General features: G+C 41.3%; 1 protein-coding gene. It reads right to left on the reverse strand.

What is annotated here, in order from left to right; translation table 11 throughout:
• A partial coding sequence (locus JYB62_RS19565) for an Ig-like domain-containing protein (RefSeq protein ID WP_243431651.1) occupies positions 1–569 on the reverse strand: 569 nt, incomplete at both ends.

Here is a 569-nt window from a genome sequence, read left to right on the forward strand (position 1 = left end):
AATTGCACCGCATCCTTTCCTAAAGTAAATACCTGATTATTGCTTGGTTGAGTCAAAGAAACTGTTGGAACTTGATTAGCTGCATCTACAGAAAACTTGATGATTTCTGAAGTGGCACTTAAACCTCCCATATCAATTACTTTGGCATATACCTCGTAGCTTCCAGCAGTAATGGTAGACCAATCATAGGTATAAGGAGCAGTAGCTACTGTGGAAATCAGCTGTCCATTGCTATAAAACTCCACACTTTTGATTTCTCCCTCCGGATCTTGAGCATTGGCCACCAATTGCACCGCATCCTTTCCTAAAGTAAATACCTGATTATTGCTGGGTTGAGTCAAAGAAACTGTTGGAGCTTGATTAGCTGCTTCTACAGAAAACTTGATGATTTCTGAAGTGGCACTTAAACCTCCCATATCAATTACTTTGGCATATACCTCGTAGCTTCCAGCAGTAATGGTAGACCAATCATAGGTATAAGGAGCAGTAGCTACTGTGGAAATCAGCTGTCCATTGCTATAAAACTCCACACTTTTGATTTCTCCCTCCGGATCTTGAGCATTGGCCAC

It is taken from the genome of Algoriphagus lutimaris (assembly GCF_017051705.1).
Lineage (GTDB): Bacteria > Bacteroidota > Bacteroidia > Cytophagales > Cyclobacteriaceae > Algoriphagus > Algoriphagus lutimaris.